This is a genomic window from Hyphococcus luteus, assembly GCF_002943565.1.
In the GTDB taxonomy this organism is placed as follows: domain Bacteria; phylum Pseudomonadota; class Alphaproteobacteria; order Caulobacterales; family Parvularculaceae; genus Hyphococcus; species Hyphococcus luteus.
On record NZ_PJCH01000010.1, the window covers coordinates 199667 to 218292 of the forward strand.

Sequence of the window (18626 nt, forward strand, 5' to 3'; positions counted from 1 at the left end):
ACGACGGTTCGCCAGCGCGCGGGATGCCTTTTTGCAATCAACCGGTTGCACGAACTCACCATCCATTCCGCGAGCGCTTCGGAACATCCGGAGCCGCTGACGAACTGACGCTTCAAGGCTTCGGGAATTGCTTCCCGTGCCGTCCTTAGCGCTTCCGGGGGGTCCGCACGATTTTTGAAACCCAAGGAAGCGTGAGGAGAGATACTCATGGAAGACCATGCTCACGACATTCAAAAGGAGTTTTTCGAATGGGACGATGCGGTGACGGGGCTCGCCCTCCGGCATCGTCCGAACCAGCGGCCCGCATGGTGCGTGCAGTTTCGCCATGACGGCCACACGCGACGGCGCACGCTCGGGCCCAAACACGAGCTGAGCCTTGAGGATGCGAGAGACGCCGCCCGCGACCTTATCAGGGAGCTGACCGGCGACGGCGCGTCGCGAAAGAATGCGCTGCCGAAGGACGCCGCCGTCGCCATATGCGCCGAAGCCTATCTGAAGCACGGGGCCGCGATCTGGAAGCCGACCACCTTGCGCACCCATCGCTATCTGGCGGCGCGCTATATCCATCCGGAGTTCGGTCATCTGCCTGCGGCGTCAATCGATCCGGAGCACGTCGCGCAATGGCGCTCCGGCATCGGCAAGAGCCATGACACCGCCTCGCGGGCGCTTGCGGTGATGTCGGGGATCATGCGCCATGCGGAGCTGCTGGGGGTTCGCGAGGCGGGCTCCAATCCGTGCCAGGGGATGAGGCGGCGCAAGAACGGGTTCAAGGCGCAGCGGCTGACGGCGGAGGATTATGCGCGGCTCGGAAAGGCGATCCGCCGCCTCGAACAGCATCAGCCCGTGATCGCGAAGCTGATCCGTTTCATCGCTTTCACCGGCTGCCGCAAAACCGAAGCGCGGCTCCTCAAATGGGACATGATCGACGGACGGCGCGCGGCGCTCCCCGACAGCAAGACGGGCCCGCGTGCGCTGTGGCTCGGGCAACCGGCGCTGCGCGTCATCGCCGAACAGCCGCGCATCGCCGATTACGTTTTTGCGGTCGGCGCCGAGCCGGTCAAAGAATCGAAGCTCGACTGGGAATGGCGCAATGTCCGCGCGAAGGCGAAACTGAAGACGCTTCGCCTTCACGATCTGCGCCACGGCTTCGCCTCGGTCGCCATCACCTCGGGCGAGCCCTTGCGCACCGTGTCGGGCCTGCTCGGTCATACGGAGCTGAAGACCACGGCGGGCTATGTCGCGATTGACGAGGGACCGGTGCTCGCCGCCGCCGAACGTGTCGCGCAGTATCTGACCAAAGCCATGAGCGCCAAGCCCGATCATGAGGCGGCGGACGATCCGGTGCTCGCCGACTTCCTCGCCCAGCAAAAGACCATGGCGGAATACGCACTGTCGACCGGCGTCAGCTATCCGCTGCTGCGCAGCAAGCTCGAAACCCATATGGAGGCCGTGAAGTCGAGGCTCGGCATGGAGGCGTCGTCATGAGCCGCGCGCCCCGTCTCCTCACCGACGCGGTTGCGCGGGGCGCGAGCCCGCGCAACCGCGAATATGCGATCTCCGACACCAAGCTCAAAGGCTTCGCGCTGCGGGTGCTCCCCTCGGGCGCCAAGGCGTGGATCGTGCGCATGAAGACCGGCGGCAAGCACCGCCGCCTCACCATCGCAACCTTCCCTGAGACGGATGCGGACGCGGCGCGGGCGCGGGCTCACCAGACCATGGCCCGCGCCGGCGCCGGGTCCGCCATCGCCTTCAAGGAATCCGACAAGCCCGTCATCACCTTCAGGGCGCTTGCGGATCACTACATCAAGGCGAAAACCCCGGACTGGAAGCCGTCAACGAAATCGAAGACCCTCGAATATTTACGGGCCCAGCTTCTGCCCGCCTTCGGGGCTAGCCCCGCAACCCGCATCACGACCGCGGAAGTCGCGGAATGGTTCTTCGATTATTCCTCGCGCCGCGCAGGCGGCGCCAACAAGGCGCTGGGCAGCTTCCGGGCCATCATGAAGTTCGGACGCGACAATGGCTATCTTCCAAGGAAGGCGCCGGACCCGTCGCATCCGATCCGCTACAATGTGCGGCCATCGCGGGGACGGCTCCTCAACGCCGACCAGCTCGCGAAAGTCGGCGCCTTCCTCGACAATCCGCCCCAGCGCTGGCGCGACGCCGCCGACGCGATCCGGCTCATCATCCTCACCGGCTGCCGTTCCGGCGAGAGGAATCGGTCGTGCCGAGTCCGCTTTTTCTTTCAAAATTTTGCGAAAGAACAATCATCCGTGTACCAAGCACCATACCAACGCTTCATTACGCTTGGGTAATTCAGTTCCCAAACATGGTCTATTATGTATCACGTTTGCGCATGTTTGTCAGTACTGAGATTAAAAAATTTCCAGAGAGCAATCTGGCGACTTTTCCCGTGCAAAGCGTAAGCAAGGACGGATCGCACAATGTTTAAAGCTCAAGGCGCGAGTGGCTCCGTGCCTTCGCTCAGAATATCTAGATAACGCGCATAGGCGTAAACGCGGCCGCGCTGCTTGCCGCTTACCTCTTCGATAAGGCCCAGCTTTTCGAGATGAGAGAGCGCATTCGCCGTCGCCGGAAACGAGGCCTCGGCCAGCTCCGCGGCGGCGCCGATTGCGAGAATGGGGCGCTGCTGAAGCGCGCGCAGGACAGCGCTTGCGGTCGGCGCCCCGCGCCCGAGCGTTTTGACGGATTCAAGATCCGCCTCGAACAATTCGGAAATGCGCCGCGCCGCTTCATGGGCGCTGCGGGCGACATCGTGCACGCCGGTCAGGAAGAATTCGAGCCAGGCCTCCCAGCGTCCATGTTCGCGGACTTCCTGCAAGAGGTTGTAATAGGTCTGCCGGTGGCTTTTGAAGCATAGGCTGAGATAGAGCAGCGGCTCCTGCAAGAGACCGCGCTCGCACAGATAGAGCGTAATCAACAGTCGCCCGAGCCGTCCGTTGCCGTCGAGAAACGGGTGGATGGTTTCGAACTGAACGTGGGCGAGGCCCGCCTTGATGATGACGGGAAGGCCGCTCTCATCCTCGTGCAGGAACGCTTCAAGGTCGCTCATGAGATCGAGCACATCGCCTGGCGGCGGCGGTACGAAGAGCGCATTACCGGGCCGCGTGCCGCCGATCCAGTTTTGCGAAGTCCGGAACTCGCCTGGTTGCTTGGTGCTGCCGCGGCCGGTCGCCAGCAAAATCCCGTGCATTTCGCGGATCAGACGAAGCGAAAGCGGAAAACCCTCCGCCATCCGGCGAAGGCCATGGTTGAGCGCGGCGACATAGGTCGAGACTTCCGCCACCTCGTCAATGGGCGCTCCCGGCGCGGCGTCGGTCTCGTAAAGCAGAAGGTCGGACAACGAAGACTGCGTCCCTTCGATCTGGGATGAAAGCAGCGCTTCCTTGCGCACATACATATAGAGAAACAGGGAGGTGTCCGGCGCGACAGCGCGCACGCCGTCCAGCCGCCCCAGCGCAAACATGGCTTCGCTGATCAGGGCGGAAAGCGAGGATGTGTCTATGGGCGGCGATGGCGGCAGGGGCGCAGGGATATAAGCGCGCACGCGTTCGCCCACGGCGCTAGTGGTGACGTAACGGCCGATACGCTGGTTCAGATCGGGTTTCGGCATGCCGCGAACCTTTAATAACGAATTCTCTTATTAAAGGATATGGCATGAAAGTTAAATAAGAACTTTGCTTATTTAACCTTCGCCAGGCAGGAGGCTTAAAAATGTAAATAAAATCAACGAATTATGAATTTATAAGAATGGTGGCGCTCCTTCGGGACTGGAGGATAAAAGGGTGCTCAAGAGCAGCGAAAGCTAAATTGCATATGACCGGCTCATTCAGCATGCCGCCCGGCCCGCAGCCGTTCTCGCAGACACGGAATGTCCACTGTCCATGGGCTGTGGACACGGGCTAGGATAACGCATTTCTTAACACCGGTCCTCCACCTCATGGCCCGCCCGACTTGAAAACCGCGGTTTGCGCAGCGGCATAACTGGTCAGGCGGACGAGAGACAGTTTCTGGATCGCTATTTACCGGCAGAATCCCATTTTGCCGGTAAAAAGCAATTGCGGCGCGGAGCGCTTCTTAACACCCCTTTTTCAGGGCCTGCCTGGCGGCGCCCAGGCGTCGGCGAGAGCGGGGGACGGAATAGGCTCCACCTATTTTGAAGCCCGCTTTTGGCGTTCCGGTTTCTCATCAATCGTCCCTTATGGCGTTTATCCACATGACCACCCCGAACAAAGCTTGAGGCAATATCAGTGTCTGGACCGGTTGAACCGGACTTACTCTTGTCAGCCGCCGCTACCCATCCATATTCTTTGGCCATGTGCGGACGGTTTTGGGCCTCCTTGTCTTGGGAAGAATATCGCGAGCTGCTTGACCTTCAGGGAAAGCCGCCGGAGACGAATTTTCAGCCGAATTGGAATACCGCCCCGACCCATGACGTCCTCATCTGCTCAGAGCGCGACGGCGAACGGCGCATCGAGCAGATGAAATGGGGCCTTGTTCCGATCTGGATGAAGGACAAGCCGAAATTTTCAACGATTAACGCCAAGGCCGAAACTATCGAGGAAAAGGCGACCTGGAAAGGCTCGCTTAACAAGATGCGCTGCGTCATTCCCATCAGCGGGTTTTACGAATGGCGGCGCGGGCCCGGAAAATCGAAGCAGGCCTACGCCATCAAGCGCCGGGACGGCAAGCCGATGCTGCTCGCCGGTCTTTGGGCCTTCAACGACAAGGTGGATCCTGACCACCCCCGCACCTTCACCATCATCACTTGTCCCGCCAATGAGGTGATGGGCGCGGTCCATGACCGGGTGCCGGTGATTCTCGATCCGGGCGATCTTGATCTCTGGCTCGGGTCTGAGCCCTGGGGCGAGGTTCACAGGGCGTTGCTGAAATCCTGCCCCGATAAGTGGCTCACGGCCTATCCGATCTCCAACGATGTCGGATCGGTCAAGAACAATTACGCCGAACTTCTCGACCCCGAGGGCGATCCGATATTTTAGAGCCTTTGGATTCAAGGCGTTAGCGGCGCATTGCTCCGTATAGAATCGATCCGCTTGACTCAAAAGTTCTCTTTTTGTTCTAATTCCCGCCCATAGCTGAAAACGGAACTCGCGGGATGCAAGCGATCGCGCGCCGCACCGAGCTTGCGCGGCTCAGGCGGCGCATTACCGACATTGAGAAACGCGAATTCACCGGGCTTTCCGCGACGGACGATCTCGCCTGCGGGCCTGTTTTGCTGGCGCCTGGCGCCGTGCACGAATTCCGGGCAGGCGATTATCGCGACGCGCCCGCCGCCCTCGGGCTTGTCCTTGCGCTCGCCGGCGCAGCAGGCATGAAACGCGCGCAACCCGTCATCTGGATCGGGCAAACGCGGGACGCCTTTCATGAGGGCGTTCCTTATGGGTGCGGTTTGCATTTTTACGGCGTCGACAGCGCGCTCTGCATTTTCGTTCATGCGCGCGACGTCAAGGCCGTTCTCTGGGCGGCTGAAGAGGCGGCGCGTCATGACGCCATCGTTCTTGTTGAATTCTGGAAGCCGCATCGCCTGCTCGATCTGACGGCGACGCGGCGCTTGCAGCTCGGCGCGGAAGGCTCGGGCGCGCGGCTCTTTTTGCTGCGAGATGCGCGCGATGAAGGCCCTAGCGCGGCGCGCACGCGCTGGCGCGTCGCGCCGGCGCCGAGCGCGGAAGATCCATTGGATCAACGGGGATTGGGGCGGCCGCGCTGGGATGCGGCTTTGGAGAAGAGCCGCGATGGGGATCGCGGCCGGTGGGTATTGGAATGGGATCATGAGCACAGGAGACTCATCGAGGCCGCGCCGCATTCTCGCCGCGTGGTTTCCGCGATGGCCGATAGATCATCTGAAAAAGATACAGCCGTCGCTTGAAGCGGCGTCTGCGCCGATCGTGCTTCATGAAAAGACGAAAAGCGCCTTGCGCATCCGCGCCATGGACGCGCGCGCCGCGCAGCTTGGTTTCTATCAAGGCCAGGCGCTTGCCGATGCGCGCGCCATCGAGCCGAAGCTGATCGCCGTCGAGGCCGGCAGGGAGGAAGAGGCGCGCGCCTTCCGGCGTCTCGCCGAAGAGCTGATGCGCTATTCGCCGGTCGTCTGCGTTCAAGAGACAGGGGAAGTCTTTATCGACATCACGGGCTGTCAGCGCCTCTTTGGCGGTGAGGATGTCATTCTTGAGGATCTGACCTCTCGCATCCGGCGCGCCGGCTATTCGGCCCGCGCCGCGATCGCAGACACCGCCGGCGCCGCCTGGGCGCTGGCGCGTTATGGAGAAGAGGGCGTCGTAGAGCAGGGCGCGCATGATGCGGCCATCGCGTCCTTGCCGGTCGAGGCGTTGCGCTTGCCGCCGGCGCTATCGGACCGCCTGCGCCGCCTCGGCCTTAAAAGAGTGGAGCAGCTTTACGGAATGCCGCGCGCTCCGTTGACAGCGCGCTTTACCAAAACCCTCCTGTTGCGGCTCGGTCAGGCCCTGGGGATGGAGCCTGAACCCCTGACGCCGATTTCGCCGGCGCCGCTTTATTATTCGCAACGGAAACTCGCCGAACCGGTTTCCACGCTCGAAGCCGTCAAATCCATTCTGGCGCCGCTCGCCCAAGATCTCGCAGGCGCGCTTGTCCGGGATGCCGCCGGGGCGCGGCGTTTCGAGGTCTCGCTCTTCCGCGTCGATAATCATGTAACGCGCGTGCAAGTCGGCGCCAGCGCGCCGGCGCGCGATGCGGTTCATATCATGCGATTATTCTCGAACCGGCTCGACGATCTTCAGGACGATTATGACGCCGGTTTCGGGTTCGAACTATTGCGCCTCAGCGCCTTCGAGGTTCGCCCGCTTGCCGTCAGGCAGCGCGCCGCGTTCGATCTCAAATCGGACAGGGCGGCCCAGGACGAAGCGCTGGCGGAACTGAAAGACCGGCTCAGCAACTGGTTGGGCGAGAAAAATGTCTGTCGCATGCGGTTCCGCGACACGCATCTTCCCGAACGCGCCGCGGTCTTTACGCCGGTCATCGCGCCCGATGACAAACCCGAACACAGTCCCGGCGCCGGCGCTCGGCCGGTGAAGCTGTTGCCGCGTCCCGAAGAAATCGAGGCGATCGCGGAAGTCCCGGACGGCCCGCCGCTACGCTTTAAATGGCGTCGGGTCGCTTATGCCGTCGCGCGCGCCAACGGTCCCGAACGCATCGCCGATGAATGGCAAAGGAAAGAAGCGTCAGGCGCGACGCGTGATTATTATCGTATTGAAACGCCCGAAGGCCGCCGCTTCTGGCTTTTTCGCGAAGGGCTCTATGGGCGCGAGACGGCAAGTCCGCGGTGGTTCCTGCACGGGTTTTTCGCATGACCCGTTACGCCGAACTTTGCGCCATGAGCAATTTCACATTCCTCAAAGGCGCGTCGCATCCCGACGAGCTGGTCTTTCAGGCGGCGAAGCTCGGGCTCAAGGCGGTGGCCGTCACCGACGTCAACACGCTCGCCGGCGTCGTGCGCGCGCATACCGCCGCAAAAGAAATCGGCTTCCGGTTCATCACCGGCGTGCGCCTCAACTTTTCCGACGATACGCCCGATATGCTGTGCTGGCCGTCGGATCGCGCCGCCTATGGGCGGCTTTGCAAGCTTTTGACCCGCGGGAAAATGCGCGCGGCGAAAGGCGATTGCGAGATTACGCGCGCCGACGCGCTGGAGCTTGGCGAGGGGCAATTGTTTGCATGTCTCCCAGACGATCCCTTCGCGCCGGTCATCGCTGAGACGCTCAACGATTTCCGGTCCGCCTTTCCGGGATCGGTCTGGCTCGCCGGCGCGCGGCGCTTCCGCGACGATGACCGCCGCGTCCTCAATCAGCTGGCGCTGACCGCTAGGGCTGCGCGCGTTCCGCTGCTCGCCGTCAATGACATTCTCTACCATGCGCCCGAACGCCGGCGGCTCGCCGATATCGTTCACTGCATCCGCGAGCATGTAACGGTTTTCGATGCGGGCCGCGCCCTCGAAGCAAACGCCGAACGGCATCTGAAACCGCCGTCGGAGATGCTGCGTCTCTTCAAGGATCATGCCTACGCCATCGAAGAGACCTTGCATGTGGCGGAGCGGGCGCAATTCTCGCTCGACGAACTGCGCTATGAATATCCGGAAGAAACATGCGGGGGCAGCGCCTCGCCGCAGCAAGAACTTGAGCGCCTCGCCTGGGAGGGCGCAAAGATGCGCTATCCCGGCGGGGTTCCTGAGAAAGTCTCGAAGGCGCTTCATCACGAGCTCGCGCTCATCCAGGAACTCGACTATGCGCGCTATTTCCTGACCGTCTACGACGTGGTGCGCTATGCGCGATCGCAAGGCATTCTCTGCCAGGGCAGGGGCTCGGCGGCGAACTCTTCCGTTTGTTATTGCCTCGGCGTCACCTCGGTCGATCCGGCGCAGATGGACCTTCTGTTCGAGCGCTTCGTATCGGCGGATCGCAACGAGCCGCCGGATATCGACATCGATTTCGAGCATGAGCGGCGCGAGGAGGTGATCCAGTATATCTACAGGAAATACGGCCGCGACCGCGCCGGCATCGCCGCGACGGTCATCACCTATAGAACGAGGAGCGCCGTGCGCGAAGTCGGCAAGGCCTTCGGCCTTTCCGACGATGTCATCTCATCGCTTGCAAAAAGCAATTGGGGCGGCGACGCTTCCGGCGTCAATGAGGCGCGCGTCCTAGAGCAGGGGCTCGATCCTGGCGATCTGACCTTGCGTCACGCGCTCGAATTCTCAAAACAGCTGATTGGGTTCCCGCGCCATCTTTCCCAGCATACTGGGGGCTTCGTGATGACGCGCGGACCGCTGGAGGAAGTTATTCCTATCGGCAATGCGGCCATGGCGGATCGCAGCTTCGTCGAATGGGATAAGGACGATCTCGACGCCCTCGGCATGATCAAGGTCGATGTCTTAGGGCTAGGCATGCTCACATGCATCGCCAAGGCCTTCGCGCTCCTGAAAAAGCATTACGGCGCCGATCTCGATCTTGCTTCGATCCCGGCCGAAGACTCTGCAGTCTACGACATGATCTGCAGGGCCGACACGCTCGGGGTCTTCCAGATCGAAAGCCGGGCGCAGATGTCCATGCTGCCGCGTTTGAAGCCGCGCAACTTCTACGATCTCGTCATCGAAGTCGCCATCGTCCGGCCGGGGCCGATCCAGGGCGACATGGTGCATCCCTATCTGCGCCGCCGGGACGGCATCGAAAAGGTTGAGTATCCGAGCAGGGATCTCGAAGAGGTGCTCGGCAGGACACTCGGCGTTCCCTTGTTTCAGGAACAGGCCATGAAGATCGCCATTGTCGCCGCCGGCTTCACGCCCACTGAGGCGGACGGACTGCGCCGCGCCATGGCGACGTTCCGGCGGGCGGGAACGATCCACCAGTATCACGGCAAGATGGTCGAAGGCATGGCGGCGCGCGGCTATGACCGCGATTTCGCCGAGCGCTGTTTCAAGCAGATCGAGGGCTTCGGCGAATATGGCTTTCCCGAAAGCCATGCGGCGAGTTTTGCACTGCTTGTCTATGTCTCCTGCTGGCTCAAATGCCGCTACCCGGACGTCTTCTGCGCCGCGCTTGTCAATGCACAGCCCATGGGCTTCTACGCGCCGGCGCAGATCGTCCGCGACGCGCGCGAGCACGGCTTCGAAATCCGCCCCGCCGACGTCAATCATTCCTCCATCGATCTGACGCTGGAGGAGGGGGAAGGCCCCGGGCCGCTTCATGCGCGCCATCAGGAAATGAAGAGCGCCATATGCGGGCGCCATACGGTGCGGCTGGGCTTCCGGCTCGTCAAAGGCCTCGCCGAAAAAGATGCAGCCCGCATCGAAGAATGTCGCGGCGCGGGCTATGATTCTGTGCGCGATCTCTGGCTGAGGACCGGCCTGTCACAAGCTTCGCTTGAAATACTCGCCAACGCCGACGCCTTCACCTCACTCGGGCTTTCGCGGCGCGCGGCGCTCTGGGCCGTCCAGGGGCTCGATAAGGTGAAGGGCGACGCCCAGTTGCCGCTCTTCGCCGCCGAAACCGCATTCCGGAAAGAAGAAGAGGTCGCGCTGCCGGCGATGCCGCTCGGCGAGGAAGTCGCCTATGATTACAAGACCATTAAGATGTCGCTGAAGCGCCATCCGGTCTCGTTTCTTCGCCCTTGGCTCAAATCATCCCGTTACGCCGCGAATGAAGAATTATGGACCATGTCGAATGGCCGGTCCGTGTCGGTGTCAGGGCTGGTGCTCGTGCGTCAGCGGCCAGGCACGGCGAAAGGCGTCATCTTCGCCACCCTCGAAGACGAGACCGGGATCGCAAACATCATCATCTGGCCGAAAGTCTTTGAGCGCTTCCGCCGTGAAGTCTTGGGCGCGCGGTTCTTGGGCGTTTCCGGCGCTTTGCAGCGTGAAGGCGACGTCATCCACGTTGTCGCGCGGCGGCTTTATAATCTGACGCCCAAGCTCGCGGATCTCAGCGACTACCATGGTGAGATGGATGACGGTCTTTCAAGAGCGGATGAGTTCAAGCGGCCAGTGATCGAGGATCTGAGGAAAGGGGATTTTCGCCGGCGCATGGAGCGCGCCAGGCATATGGAGGACATCCTGCCGGGCGGGCGGAATTTTCATTAGCGTGTCCTATGATGGATGATACAGACTAAGTAATGTTTTCAACGCGTTATGAGCCGAAGTGTGCAACATGTGTGCACACGGAATAGTTTGCGGATGATAGGTTTTTTTTTAATCATGCGGTGCTTTGAGAAGATGAATTGGAAGCGTGGATTTTGATGATACGGCGCGGTGCGGACGACAAAGTTTACCTGCTGAGTCTTGACACAAGATGTCGCCGTAAAGACGAGCGAGACGTGGTTTCGTTCCAGAATTTCGCAGCGTTTTCGCGAAGAAAATTCGAACTATGGCTTTGGGGCCGGAAAATGTGGTTTTCTGGCCGCGCTTCGAGCATGCAACCTCTTCTTATTCCTGATCTATCTTGCGTCGTACAGGAATTGCAGCTTACTGCTTAGGCGCACGAGAGAACAACAGGAATCGAAGTCCCTTGTCTGGACCGCGTACAGGATCGAACGACAAGTCGCTTTGCGCAGAAAGCGTGCGCGAGGCTCATGCCGATACGCTGCTTGCCGATCTTTACCGCAATCATTTTGCAAACCTCGTTTCCAATATCCGCAAATCTTTTGGCTCAGGCCCGCCCGACCCCGAAGACGTGGTGCAATCGGCTTTTGCCAAATATGCGAGCCTTGAAAACCCGCAAGAGATCAAGGACCCCCGATCTTTCATCTATATCGCAGCGCGCAATCTCGTGCTCGACCATAAGCGCTCGGCGAAGGTCGCCGATGCCTATATCGCCGAACAGATCGCGCTCGATTATGAACTGAAGCTGGAAGGAATCACCCCCGAACGCGTCGTAGTAGCGAAAGAACGCTTCGATATCCTGATCGAGGCCATGCGCGCGCTGCCCCGAAAACAGCAGGTCATCCTCGCCATGAGCCGACTTGAAGGCAAAAGCTATCGGGAAATCGGGGAGGAGATGGGCTGGTCCGCCGGCGATATCAGCCGCAACATGAAAATGGCGATCGCTTCCCTCGTCATTGCGCTGAAACGCAAACGGATGATCGCAACAAGAGGCGGCGGCGCGGCAGAACAAAAAATGTCGGAAAACGACCGATGAACAACGAGGAAACCATTGAGGAAAGACTTGAGCGCGAGGCCGCCGATTGGTTCGCAGCGATGCATTCGGGCGAGACCACGCCCGAATTGCGCCAGCGCTTTGAAGCGTGGCTCCATGGCGATCGCACTCATAAAATCGCCTATCGCGAATTCGAGCAGGTCTATCGCGATCTCGACCATGTGGCGGTCGAGGCGGGCGTTGATGTCGATGGCGCCCTTGTTCGCCAAAAAGCCGGCTGGGTTGAGCTTGTCGCCGGGTGGCTACGCCGCCCGGCTTTTGCTCTTGTCGCCGCCGCCCTCATGGCGATACCGGTCGCTGCCTATCTGACTACGAGAGAAGCGCCGGGCGACCTCATTCATGCGGCGGCGCCCGATTATGTCACTAAGACCGCCGAGATCCGGGATATCACCCTCGAAGACGGCACACGCGTCACCCTCGGCGCTAGGTCCAAAATCGCAACCGCCTTCACGCCGAAGGAACGGCGCGTGACGCTGTTAGAGGGCGAAGCGTTTTTTGAAGTAACGAAAGACCCGGACCGGCCGTTCTATGTCGCCGCTCAGGACACGCTGGTGCGCGTCGTCGGTACGAAATTCGATGTCAAACGCAGCGCCGAGATTGTTCATGTTTCGGTACTTGAAGGCATCGTTGAAGTGATGAAGCCTGACAATATCGAAAAAGCGATAGAGACGGCTGATAGCAGCGCCTTCGACAAACAGATACTGACGGCCGGCGAACGGGTGAGCGCCGCGCGGCGCGTTGCCCTGCCCGAAGCGCGCCAGGTGGAGACCGCCAAACCCGGCGTCTGGCGGGAAGGGAGACTCGCCTATGAAGACGCGAGCCTTGCCGAAATCGTCGCCGACGTAAACCGCTATTACGATCGCCGGGTCCGCATTGCGACTTCCGATGTGGGAGACTTGCGCTCAACGATCGCGTTCAACTCTTCTGAGATCGACCAGTTTTTCGACGTCATCGAAACGATCCAGCCAGTGAGTATAGATCGCGCCGCATCCGGCGACATCATCATCAAACGCAAACGCTGAACGGCGCTTTCGCGTCAGCACGCCGTGCAAGCGGGGCGGTCATGAAACAAAAATGAAGGAATGGTGAAACTTTTTTGGAACGCAAATCAAGGCTCCCCGTCGTTGTCATAAGGCTGAATTCGGGAAGCGGGAAAGTAGCGGTCCCGACGAAGCCTCTCATGCAGCAAGCATCGTCGGGAGGGCGACCATCATGATAAAAACGAACTCGAAAAAATCCATCCTTATTGGCGCGGCGTCCGTCCTCGCGCTATTGCTGGCCAGCGCGCCGGCCTTTGCGGAAGACGCAAAACAATTCGACATTGAGGAACAACCGCTGGCGAAAGCGCTGCTCGCCTTCAACGAACAATCGGGCCTCACCGTCGCGGCGCCGCGCAATCTTGTCGAGGGAAAAACCGCGCTCGCAGTCCATGGTGAAATGGAGCCCGGCGCGGCGCTTGAAAAACTCCTTGCGGATACCGGACTGAAATCAACCGAACTGCCAAATGGCGCCTACACGGTCACTCTTGCCATTGCCGAGGCGAACGAAGCCCGGTCCTTTCGCGTGGCTCAGCTGGGTCAGGAAGATGCTGGGACTGTAGAAACGGTCGACCGCAACCGCCGCGACGAAGAAAAAGACGAGATCGTCGTCACGGGAACGAACATCCGCGGCGCGGCGCCGGTGGGCTCGCAATTGCTGACCTTCGACAGAGCGAGCATCGAGGCCACTGGTCTTGCGACCATGCCGGAGTTTTTGGAAACGCTGCCGCAAAATTTTGGTCTCGTCGGGGTGGACGGATCCCCCGGCGGCGGCGCCGGCCTGCCCAACGCATTCGCAAACCAGAATGGCGGCTCATCCTTGAATTTGCGCGGGCTCGGGCAGGGAACGACTTTGACGCTCCTCAACGGCCGGCGCATGGCGCTCGGGTTCCAGGGAACAGCAGTCGATGTTTCCGCGATCCCCCTGACGGCCATTGAACGGGTCGAAGTTCTGACGGACGGCGCCTCGGCCATCTACGGCTCTGATGCGATCGGAGGCGTCGTCAATTTTGTTCTGCGCGACGATTTTGAAGGCGCCGAAACGACCTTCCGCTACGGTCGCGCGAGTGATGTTGACGAGTACAGGGCGGCGCAGAGCCTCGGCGGCGCATGGGGGAGCGGACATGCGCTGGCGTCTTTCCAGTATTTCAGCCGCGACAATCTTGCGAGCGCAGACCGGTCATTTTCCGGCGGCGCCGATTTGCGCGACCTTCTCCCCGAAGACGAGCAATATTCCGCCGTGCTCGCTGGCGCCCAGGATGTCGGTGATGCTGCAGAGTTTTTCTTCGACGGTTATTGGTCGGAACGCAATACGCACAGTGAGGGCCTGTCTCTTACGCAATGGGTGACGGATGGAAAGGACCGGAAGCTTAATCTGTCCGGTGGCTTGCGTTTCGATCTTTTCAGTGACTGGAAGCTGGAAACCGCCGGTTCTTACGGGCGGTCGAAAACGGGCCTCAATGTCGATGCTGTCTTCTCCGGTTTTCCCTACGAGCAGGAAATCACCTCGGTGTTTGAGGTCTATGCTGCAAACGCCAAAGCGGACGGCTCCCTGTTTGAATTGCCAGGCGGCGCCGCAAGGCTGGCGCTCGGCGGCGCCTGGCGCCATGAGTCGCTCGATATCGTCACCATGCAGGCGCTGGCGGGCGTTTCATATCCCGCGACCGGCGCGGCGGATGAGCAGGATGTCTACTCTGCATTTTTCGAGACTTACATCCCGCTGATCGGCGAAAACAATGGCACAGCTCTCGTCCAGAGCCTGGAACTGTCAGTTGCCGGACGTTATGACGACTACTCTACCTTCGGATCGTCATTTGATCCCAAGGTGGGCTTTTCCTTGACGAGCTTTGACGGCTTCACCCTTCGCGGCTCTTATGGAACGTCATACAAAGCGCCAAACTTACGCGACTATACGGCTGCGCTTAACTCCGCGACGGCGTCTGAAATCGCCGATCCCCTGTCGCCGCTGGATATGATCACGATCCTGCGCCTCAATGGAACGATTGTCGATTTCGAGCCGCAAAAGGCTGAAACCTGGACGATTGGTTTCGATTATTCACCTGGCTTTGCGGAAGGATTATTCCTCTCAGCTAATTACTACAATATCAGCTTCAAGGACCGGATCGCCTTTCCGCCGAGTTCTTCAAGTACAATACTGGCTGACGCGACCGCTTTTGCAGACATCATCACTGCCGCGCCGGCGGCTGCGGAAGTTGCAGCGGCGATCGCCATCGGCGAGTTGGGGCAGGGCTTTTTCGATCAGACGCCGTTGATGAACTTCACCGCCGCTGACGCCGACTATATTATTGACGGCCGACAGCGAAATCTTGGCGTCACGGATACGGAAGGCGTGGACATCCGCGCAGGATACAATGTTGAAACGGACATCGGGCGTTTCAATGTCGATCTCAACGCGAACTACATCTTCAATCTGGAAAGCGCCGTGACCCGCCAGAGCTCGCGCTTCAACGAACTGGATCGCATCTTTTACCCGACCGACTTTCGTATGCGCGCGTCGCTTGGCTACACAAGAAGCGCATTTTCAGGGGGCGTCTATGTCAATTATGTCCCATCTTACATAGACGACCGCGATGCGGAAAACCGCCAGATCGACGCCTGGACCACAGTTGACGTTCGAGCTTCGCTCGAACTCGAAGCGCTTGCTGCAAATGCAGTGACGCAAGGGCTGGAGCTGTCGCTAAGCGTGCGAAATCTGTTCGATGAAGAACCGCCGGCGGTGTTGCTTTGGAACGCCTTTGACGGGAGCGGCTACGATCCCGCCAACGCCGACCCGCTTGGCCGGCTTCTCGCGATTGAAATCCGGAAAACCTGGTAATGCCGTATTCGCGTTTCGCCGCCGCCGCAAAAGGAGCGGCGGCGGCGCTGCTGTCGTCAGGGATGGCGTTGTTGCTGTTCGCCTGTGCAAGCGCGCCGGATGCCGGCGCGATGCGCGGGCTGGCAAAAGCACCTGAATGCCTGCCACAGGCCGAGAAACCCGCCGCGAAAAGGAGCGGCGTGACGGCGAACGATCTGGCGAGCCTTTGCGATATCGTGACGTTCGTGCTTTCACCGGATGGCGCGCGCGCCGCCTATCTTGTTCGCCAAGCCGATCCAGCGGCGGACAGTTACACGCAAAGCTGGTATCTCGCCCGTCTGGACGGCGGGGCGGAGCCGGTAGTGCTAACCGGCGGCGGGGATGTTCAGCTCCGCGTGTTGCCGGATGGACGGCGCATCGGTGAATTCGAAAACCCTCAATCGGCATGGTCGAAGGACGGGCATTGGTTCGTCTTCCTGCGAAGCGACGAAGGAAGGTCGCAATTGTGGCGGGCCAATCCCGATACCGGCGTTGAAGAGCGGTTGACGGATCACCCATCCGCAGATGTCGAAACCTTTCTTTGGTCTGGCGATGGCGAGAGCCTGATCTATACGCTGGGCCCCGACCGGAAGGTCCAGGCGGAGATTGAAGAGGCGGCCGCGAAAAGCGGCTGGCTCGTGGAGCCGGAGGCCATGCTCCACTATCAGGGCGGGATCAGGAAGATCGCTTCGCGTTGCGCCGGTTTCTCCCGCGCCAATCTCGACAGCCTTTTTGCCTCATGCGCGGGTGAAAAATGGGTGCTGGACTGGCGCAGCCGTAGCTCAAGGCGACTGCGCGAAGGAGAGAGCGAAGAGGGGGACGATGCCCGTCAAACGCCTTATCCATCATTGAAAGCGCGTGTCTATTCGGCTGATGGAGTGCGTTATATCGGTTTTGAAAACGCCGATCCTGAAACGTTTAAGGGTATCGCGCCGCCGCTTCGCCTGTTTGTCGCCAATGCCGAAAACGGCAAGAAGACATTGTGCAATCAGCCGCAATGCGCAGGCTTCACGTTGAAACAAGCCTGGTGGCGGGAAACAGCAAGCAGATCTGAAGTTGTCTTCTACGCGCTCGATGGGTCTGGTTATGGCACAGCATCGCTTTATGCATGGTCGCCATCTGACGGCGCTTTAAGGACAGTATGGCGGAGCGACGAGGCGCGCCTCAGCGGCTGCGTTATGGCGAGGGCCAGATTAACTTGCCTGCATGAGAGCTGGACGAGGCCGCCTTATCTCGCGGCAGTCAGTCTCGAAACCGGCGATGCTACCACGATCGCCGATCCCAATGACGGTTGGCGGCGTTTCAAGTTCACCAGAATTGAAAAGCTGGTCTACAAGGACAATGCAGGAAACGAGACCCATGGGCATCTCGTTTACCCGGCGGACTATGCGCCCGGCGAACGCTATCCGCTCGTCATAACCCAATATCGCAGCGGCGGCTTTTTGCGCGGCGCCGTCGGCGATGAACAGCCGATCTATGTCTATGCGCAAAACGGAATGTTTGTACTAAGCACAAATCTGCCCGACGATTTTGACATGCGCGCGCGCGTCAATGATCTTTGGGCGCTGCAAAACCGCGCATGGAGCGATACCTATGTCAAGGCGCGCGAAGTTACGGCGCTTGAAAACGCCGTCGATATTCTGGACGAACGTGGTCTGATCGATCCGAAGCGCGTCGGCATTACAGGGCTCAGCTATGGCGCAATGATCACCAGCGTGGCCTTGACGAAGTCAGATTATTTTGCGGCCGCTTCTGCGGCTACGAGTTTCCTGTCGCCGACGACATATTATCTCGCCAATTCTGAAGCGGAGCGCAAAAGTCAGCGCACTATTCTGGGTGGCGCGCCATTTAGCGACGCGATAACAAATTGGCGAAAGCATTCGCTCGGGCTGAATGCCGAGAAGGTCAACACGCCGTATCTCCTTCAATCGGCCGACAGCGAATATCTCTTCTCGGTGCAGAATTATCTGGACCTTCGCGCCGCAGGAAAGCCTGTGGAGATGATCGTTTATCCGGATGAGTATCACGTCAAATGGCGTCCGGCGCATCGTCTTGCTGTTTATCGTCGTAACATTGACTGGTTCAATTTCTGGTTGAGAGGCGTTGAAGATGATGTTCCGGAAAAGGCGGTCCAATATGAACACTGGCGAAAAATGCGTGCCGAATTCCGCGCGCAGAAAACGAAACTGAAGCCGCGTTTTGGCTCTATTTCGGGTCTTCTGCCATGCAGTTCCGATAAGTAAGACGATTGAAGACATGATTTTGCCGCAATAACCGAGCTAAGAATATATAAACACTGAGATGTTTGCCTAGGTGTCGCCGGCGGGCAACATCAGCCGTAATGGGAGTTGCCAGATTGCGCGCAAGAGCTTCTAATATTCTGCTATCAAGTGTTTCAATCGGCCTGGCGTTCTCTTCTGGCAAACGAGATGAGCGACATAAACAAAAAAGAAGCAACGGAGAGTGTGTTGCTGCCGACCTCGGTACGCGCGCTTTTTGTCCGCTATCGCGCGGAACTCATGACCTTTGCTCGGAGGCGCGTGGGCAAAGGTCCGCCAGAGCCGGAAGATTTGCTCCAACAAGCTTTTGCCAATTTCGCCGGTGTGGAGGACCCCGCATCCGTCAAAAATCCGCGGGCGTTTCTTTATCGCACTATCGCTAATCTCATCACGGATTACCGAAAAAGCAGCCACCATAATCAAAAGCTTGATGTGGATGATGCAGAACTCGAGGATTTGTTTCAGCATCATGATGAAATCAGTCCCGAAATCGTCTTACTCGATAGGGAGCGTTTTTTCCGGGTCGAGGCTGCAATACGCGCTTTGCCCCGTCGGCAGAGGCGTTTTCTACTCCTCAGCCGCCTTGAAGGGATGAGTTTAACGGAGATTGCGCGGCGCAATGGCGTCTCGATTTCGACCGCGAGACGCGAAGTTGAGGCTGCGATCGGCGTTTGCCGTGAAGCCGTCCGCCAATTGATGACAAATGATGGATAACCAACGTCATAACGGACAGCCA

At 59.6% G+C, this 18626-nt stretch carries 12 protein-coding genes; 11 read left to right on the top strand and 1 reads right to left on the bottom strand.

Annotated elements, in window-relative coordinates; genetic code table 11:
- Nucleotides 1-207: 207 nt before the first annotated feature.
- Nucleotides 208-1485 (top strand): site-specific integrase, encoded by a 1278-nt coding sequence (locus tag CW354_RS14055; RefSeq protein WP_104830717.1) that lies wholly within the window; start codon nt 208-210, stop codon nt 1483-1485.
- Nucleotides 1482-2315 (top strand): tyrosine-type recombinase/integrase, encoded by an 834-nt coding sequence (locus CW354_RS14060; protein WP_104830718.1) that lies wholly within the window; start codon nt 1482-1484, stop codon nt 2313-2315. The genes CW354_RS14055 and CW354_RS14060 overlap by 4 nt, the downstream gene beginning before the upstream one ends.
- Before the next feature lie 140 nt (nt 2316-2455).
- Here the strand turns inward: CW354_RS14060 and CW354_RS14065 are convergent, their stop codons facing one another.
- Nucleotides 2456-3634 carry a Fic family protein gene (locus tag CW354_RS14065; protein ID WP_104830719.1) on the bottom strand — a complete coding sequence of 393 codons (1179 nt, stop codon included), beginning with the start codon at nt 3632-3634 and terminating at the stop codon, nt 2456-2458.
- A gap of 703 nt (nt 3635-4337) precedes the next feature.
- On the opposite strand from CW354_RS14065, the gene CW354_RS14070 reads away from it, so the two are divergent.
- The 9 genes from CW354_RS14070 to CW354_RS14110 all read left to right on the top strand — a co-directional run bounded on the left by CW354_RS14070 (nt 4338) and on the right by CW354_RS14110 (nt 18604).
- Nucleotides 4338-5021: an SOS response-associated peptidase gene (locus tag CW354_RS14070; RefSeq protein WP_104830720.1), complete on the top strand. Its 684-nt coding sequence runs from the start codon at nt 4338-4340 to the stop codon at nt 5019-5021.
- 116 nt (nt 5022-5137) lie between these two features.
- A complete protein-coding gene (locus tag CW354_RS23465) occupies nt 5138-5908 on the top strand; it encodes an ImuA family protein (protein ID WP_165793722.1) in 771 nt (256 codons plus the stop codon).
- A complete protein-coding gene (locus tag CW354_RS14080) occupies nt 5811-7367 on the top strand; it encodes a Y-family DNA polymerase (protein ID WP_165793723.1) in 1557 nt (518 codons plus the stop codon). Before CW354_RS23465 ends, CW354_RS14080 begins: the two co-directional genes overlap by 98 nt.
- On the top strand, nt 7364-10648 hold the full coding sequence (locus CW354_RS14085) for an error-prone DNA polymerase (RefSeq protein ID WP_104830723.1): 3285 nt from the start codon (nt 7364-7366) through the stop codon (nt 10646-10648). The genes CW354_RS14080 and CW354_RS14085 overlap by 4 nt, the downstream gene beginning before the upstream one ends.
- A gap of 424 nt (nt 10649-11072) precedes the next feature.
- A complete protein-coding gene (locus CW354_RS14090) occupies nt 11073-11702 on the top strand; it encodes an RNA polymerase sigma factor (RefSeq protein ID WP_165793724.1) in 630 nt (209 codons plus the stop codon).
- Nucleotides 11699-12742, top strand: coding sequence for a FecR family protein (locus CW354_RS14095; RefSeq protein WP_104830725.1), 1044 nt, complete (start codon nt 11699-11701; stop codon nt 12740-12742). Before CW354_RS14090 ends, CW354_RS14095 begins: the two co-directional genes overlap by 4 nt.
- A gap of 190 nt (nt 12743-12932) precedes the next feature.
- Complete coding sequence (locus tag CW354_RS14100; RefSeq protein WP_104830726.1) at nt 12933-15593, top strand: TonB-dependent receptor; 2661 nt, start codon at nt 12933-12935, stop codon at nt 15591-15593.
- 110 nt (nt 15594-15703) lie between these two features.
- Nucleotides 15704-17854, top strand: a complete 2151-nt coding sequence (locus CW354_RS14105) for an Atxe2 family lasso peptide isopeptidase (RefSeq protein ID WP_243396415.1) — start codon at nt 15704-15706, stop codon at nt 17852-17854.
- Nucleotides 17855-18040: 186 nt separating this feature from the next.
- Nucleotides 18041-18604, top strand: coding sequence for an RNA polymerase sigma factor (locus CW354_RS14110; protein ID WP_133162316.1), 564 nt, complete (start codon nt 18041-18043; stop codon nt 18602-18604).
- Nucleotides 18605-18626 lie beyond the last annotated feature (22 nt).

Coding starts and splice junctions, on each gene's coding strand:
- CW354_RS14085 (WP_104830723.1), top strand. CDS start 7,364: ATGACCCGTTACGCCGAACTTTGCGCCATGAGCAATTTCACATTCCTC.
- CW354_RS14080 (WP_165793723.1), top strand. CDS start 5,811: ATGAGCACAGGAGACTCATCGAGGCCGCGCCGCATTCTCGCCGCGTGG.
- CW354_RS23465 (WP_165793722.1), top strand. CDS start 5,138: ATGCAAGCGATCGCGCGCCGCACCGAGCTTGCGCGGCTCAGGCGGCGC.
- CW354_RS14065 (WP_104830719.1), bottom strand. CDS start 3,634: ATGCCGAAACCCGATCTGAACCAGCGTATCGGCCGTTACGTCACCACT.
- CW354_RS14100 (WP_104830726.1), top strand. CDS start 12,933: ATGATAAAAACGAACTCGAAAAAATCCATCCTTATTGGCGCGGCGTCC.
- CW354_RS14060 (WP_104830718.1), top strand. CDS start 1,482: ATGAGCCGCGCGCCCCGTCTCCTCACCGACGCGGTTGCGCGGGGCGCG.
- CW354_RS14105 (WP_243396415.1), top strand. CDS start 15,704: ATGCGCGGGCTGGCAAAAGCACCTGAATGCCTGCCACAGGCCGAGAAA.
- CW354_RS14070 (WP_104830720.1), top strand. CDS start 4,338: ATGTGCGGACGGTTTTGGGCCTCCTTGTCTTGGGAAGAATATCGCGAG.
- CW354_RS14055 (WP_104830717.1), top strand. CDS start 208: ATGGAAGACCATGCTCACGACATTCAAAAGGAGTTTTTCGAATGGGAC.
- CW354_RS14110 (WP_133162316.1), top strand. CDS start 18,041: ATGAGCGACATAAACAAAAAAGAAGCAACGGAGAGTGTGTTGCTGCCG.
- CW354_RS14095 (WP_104830725.1), top strand. CDS start 11,699: ATGAACAACGAGGAAACCATTGAGGAAAGACTTGAGCGCGAGGCCGCC.